Source organism: Autumnicola aciditolerans (assembly GCF_041679265.1).
GTDB lineage: Bacteria > Bacteroidota > Bacteroidia > Flavobacteriales > Flavobacteriaceae > Autumnicola.
This window is the reverse complement of sequence record NZ_JBGFSM010000038.1, coordinates 1-4,554: the sequence shown is the minus strand read 5'-3', so window position 1 is coordinate 4,554 and position 4,554 is coordinate 1. Positions and strand designations below refer to the sequence as shown.

Genomic DNA, 4,554 nt, shown 5'->3' with positions numbered 1-4,554 from the left:
CCGGCAGAACTTTCAGATAAATTTCAGCAATGGAAAGATGAAGGCCATAAAATGTTTAAAATGAAGATTGGCCGGAGCAAAAAGGAAGATGTTGATCGTCTTGAAGCAGCAAGAAAAACTATAGGCGAAGGTGAATTGTTTGTAGATGCCAATGGAGCATATTTTCCAAAAGAAGCCATAGAAATGGCCGGTATCTTAAACCATTTTGAAGTAAAATGGTTTGAAGAGCCGGTAACTTCAGATAATCTGAGGGGAATGCGTTTTGTAAAGGAAAGTATTCCCGCTCCAATTCGTGTTGCTTCCGGCGAGTACGGTTTTACCCCCGGATATTTTAAAAGTATGCTCGATAAAACTGCAGTAGATGTGTTGCAGGCAGATGCCACCCGCTGCGGTGGAATTACCGGGCTTTTAAAAGCTGGCGAATTATGCGAGGCATTTCATCTTCCAATTTCAGCACACTGCGCCCCTTCCCTTCACCTGCATCCTTCCCTTTCTATACAACCAATGCAACATGTAGAATATTTTAGGGATCATGTACGGATAGAAAAAATGTTCTTTGATGGATATGCTGAAGCCAGGGAAGGCAAACTAAAGCCAGATCTGTCCAGAAATGGATTAGGACTTGACTTTAAGTTTAAAGATGCACAGAAGTACAAAATCACGTAAAAAAAAATAGAATGCAAAATATAGAGCAATACGGGGAACTAGGGGAAAAATTAAAGGAAGCCATAAAAGGGGAAGTAAATTTTGAAGAAGATTACCGGGCGTTATACGCCACAGATGCTTCCAATTACCGGCAGGTTCCTGTAGGAGTGGTTTATCCAAAAGATAAAGAAGATATTATTAATACGGTAAATTTATGCCGGGAATACGATTTGCACCTGCTTACCCGTGGTGGTGGTACAAGCCTGGCGGGAGAATGTTGTAATTCTGGCCTGGTGATGGACTTTAGCAGGCATTATAACAAAATACTGGAAGTAGACCCCAGGAAGAAAACGGCAAGAATACAGACGGGTTTGGTGCTGGACGACCTTAACCGGGCATTAAAAGAACATCAGCTTATTTTTGGGCCAGATCCTGCCACGCATGATCACTGTACACTTGGCGGTATGATGGGCAATAATTCCTGCGGAATCCATTCAGTTATGGCGCAGGTGGAAGACGGCGGTGTGCGTACTTCAGATTTTGTACAATCTATGGAAGTGCTTACCTATGATGGAAATGTGTTTGAAGCCGGGGAAACTTCAGAAGAAGAACTGGAAAAAATAATTGCAGAAGATAATCCCAAAGGAGAAATCTACAACGGCCTTAAGAAAATAAGGGATCAATATCAGCAGGAAATAAGAGATGGTATTCCGGAAATTCCCAGAAGGGTCTCCGGTTACAACCTTGATGAGCTTCTCCCGGAGAGGAACTTTAATGTTGCGCGGTCTTTGGTGGGAACAGAATCTACCTGTGCCGTTTTTCTGGAAGCCACCGTACGGTTAATAAAATTGCCAAAAGCCAGGTCCCTTTTAATTCTTGGTTACGACTCTGCCTATGAGGCAGGAGACCATGTAACCGAAATTATGAAACATAAGCCTATTGGGCTGGAGGGCATGGATAAAAAATTGATCACTTACATGCATAAAAAGCACCTTCATGAGGAGGTACTTAATCTGTTGCCTGATGGTGATGGATGGCTTCTTGTGGAATTTGGCGGGGAAAGTAAGGAAGAAACCGATGAAAAAGCGAGGAAGTTAATGGACCAGCTGAAGGGCAGTTCTAATGCTCCCGATATGAAGCTTTATGATGATAAAAAAGAAGAGCAGAGAGTTTGGGAAATCAGGGAAGCCGGCTTAGGGGCCACTGCCTTTGTACAGGGACTGCCAGATATGTGGCCAGGCTGGGAAGACTCGGCCGTACCCCCTGCAAAAGTGGGCGATTATTTAAGGGCGCTCAGGAAACTATTTCAGAAGTATGATTATGATCCTGCTTTATATGGCCATTTTGGGCAGGGATGCATCCATTGTCGTATAGGTTTCGATCTAAAGACAAAAGATGGTATAGAAAAATATAAAAGTTTTACCGATGAAGCTGCCGATCTTGTGGTAAGTATGGGCGGTTCCCTTTCCGGAGAACATGGAGACGGGCAGGCACGCGGCCCATTGTTGCATAAAATGTATGGCGAAAAGCTGATGGATGCTTTTCATAAATTCAAGGAAACTTGGGATCCTCACTGGAAGATGAATCCTGGTAAAGTAATAGATGCTATGAAAAGGGATGAAAATTTGCGTTTAGGCACAGATTTTAATCCGAAAGATCCTAAAAAGACGTATTTTAAGTATCCTGAGGATAAAGGCAGTTTTCACCGGGCAACTATGCGTTGTGTGGGTGTTGGAAAATGCAGAAAAACAGAATCCGGCACCATGTGCCCCAGTTATATGGTAACCCGGGATGAAAAACAGGTAACCCGTGGCCGAGCCCACCTGCTTTTTGAAATGATGCGTGGAAAGGAACTGGAGGGTGGGTTCAAAAATGAAAAAGTAAAAGAATCCCTTGATCTTTGCCTTGCCTGTAAAGGTTGTCTGGATGAATGCCCAGTGAGCGTGGATATGGCAACCTATAAAGCGGAATTCCTGGCTCATTACTACAAAGACAAGATAAGGCCAAGGTCTGCTTATGCCTTTGGTTATATAGATAAATGGGCAGAAAAAGCTTCAAAAATGAGCGGTGTGGCTAATTTTATGAGTCACCAGGATACTTTTGAAAAAATTATGAAATCTTTAGGGGACATTGCCCCGGAGCGGGAAATCCCAAAGTTTGCAGAAAAGCCTTTTACAAAAATCCACAGGTATTCTGAAGATAAGCATGACCTGGAAAAAGCGGTGGTACTATGGCCGGATACCTTTAATAATTACTTTTTTCCAGAGGTACTGCAGGCCGGCGAAAAGATTTTGAAGAGTGCAGGGTTAAGAGTAATTGTTCCCAGGCGAAAATTCTGTTGCGGCCGGCCGCTTTACGACTTTGGAATGTTGGATGAAGCACGTTCTTACTTGAGGAATATCTTGGATAATCTTAGCCATCTTATTCAGGAGGGAGTTCCGTTTGTAGGTTTGGAAGCCAGTTGTATAGCAGTTTTTAGAAACGAGCTGGGTAACCTTTTCCCTAATGACAATAATGCGCTTCGGCTTAAAAAGAATTTTAAGACCCTGCCGGAATTTATACTGGAGCATGAAGATAAATTTCATTTTAAAAAGCTGGGGGAAAGTGCTCTTATGCAGAAACATTGCCATCATAATGCCGTGATGGGATATGAGGCCGATCTGGAAGTGCTAAAAAAAGCAGGTGTGGAGGTAAATGTTCCAGATTCCGGATGCTGTGGCCTCGCCGGCAGCTTTGGGTTTGAAAAAGGGGAAAAATATAAAATATCCATGAAGGCCGGCGAAAGGGTGATCTTTCCGGCAGTTCGAAAAATGGAGGAAGATCTTTTAATTACCGACGGCTTTAGCTGCCGCGAACAAATAAAACATGGTACAGGTAAAATGCCGGAGCATCCGGCGATAATTTTAGCCAGGGCCATACAAGAAGAATAATAATCTAAAACCAGAAAATAATGATGAAATCGAAAACAGTCGTAATAACGGGTGCTTCTGCAGGAGTTGGAAGGGCCACAGCCAGAGAATTTGCAAAAGAAGGGGCGAAAATACTGCTCATAGCACGAGGCAGAGATGGCCTTGAAGGGGCAAAACGGGAAGTGGAAGAAGCAGGAGGACAAGCCTGGACTTACCTTGCCGATGTTGCCAATCCCGAGCAAGTGGAACAGGCGGCAGATTATGCTGAAGAAAATATTGGCCCTATAGATGTATGGATTAATAATGCCATGGTTAGCGTGTTCAGCAAAGTTTTGGATATGAAACCAGAAGAATATAAAAGAGTTACAGAAGTAACTTACCTGGGGCAGGTTTATGGAACCCTGGCGGCTTTAAAGCGAATGAAGGACAGGAATTGTGGCAGGATTATCCTGGTAGGTTCCGCGCTCTCCTACAGAGGGATTCCTCTTCAGTCCGCTTATTGTGGTTCCAAACATGCCATCCAGGGATTTTTCGAATCCCTTCGCGCAGAACTGCTTCATGACGGTATAAATGTAAGTCTTTCCATAGTGCACCTTCCGGCCATGAACACCACTCAGTTTGGATGGGTAAAAACAAGGTTCGATAAAAAACCAAAACCCATGGGCAAAATCTTTCAGCCGGAAGTAGCGGCAAGAGCTATTGTTGAAGTTGCCGAATCTGGAGAACGTCTGAGAATGGTGGGATATTCCACTCTAAAAACCGTGTTAGGTAACCAGGTGCTCCCTGGCTATCTGGATCATTACATGGCAGAGAACGGCATTAGTGGGCAGTTAACTCCACATGATGAGGATCCAAACAGGCAGGATAATTTATGGGAACCGGTACCCGGAGACCAGGGCACTTATGGTGGATTTAGTGACCAGGCGCAGAGTTACAGCATTTATGATAAACTTTATGAAAACCGCAAAACCCTTGGCCTAATAGCAGGAACCTTTTTAGG

Annotated in this window: 3 protein-coding genes; all 3 read left to right on the top strand. The window is 43.8% G+C overall.

All coding sequences use genetic code 11. From position 1 onward, the window contains the following. The coding region (locus AB8M93_RS18330) for an enolase C-terminal domain-like protein (protein WP_373060369.1) at positions 1-666 on the top strand (666 nt) is incomplete at its 5' end. An 11-nt stretch (positions 667-677) separates the two neighbouring features. Further along, a complete protein-coding gene (locus AB8M93_RS18325) occupies positions 678-3,575 on the top strand; it encodes an FAD-binding and (Fe-S)-binding domain-containing protein (protein WP_373060367.1) in 2,898 nt (965 codons plus the stop codon). Positions 3,576-3,595: 20 nt separating this feature from the next. After that, positions 3,596-4,554 (top strand): SDR family oxidoreductase (locus AB8M93_RS18320; protein WP_373060365.1); only part of this gene is annotated, 959 nt, incomplete at its 3' end.

What these genes read in the sequence shown, in the direction of transcription:
- AB8M93_RS18325 (WP_373060367.1), top strand. Translation starts at nt 678, where the DNA reads ATGCAAAATATAGAGCAATACGGGGAACTAGGGGAAAAATTAAAGGAA.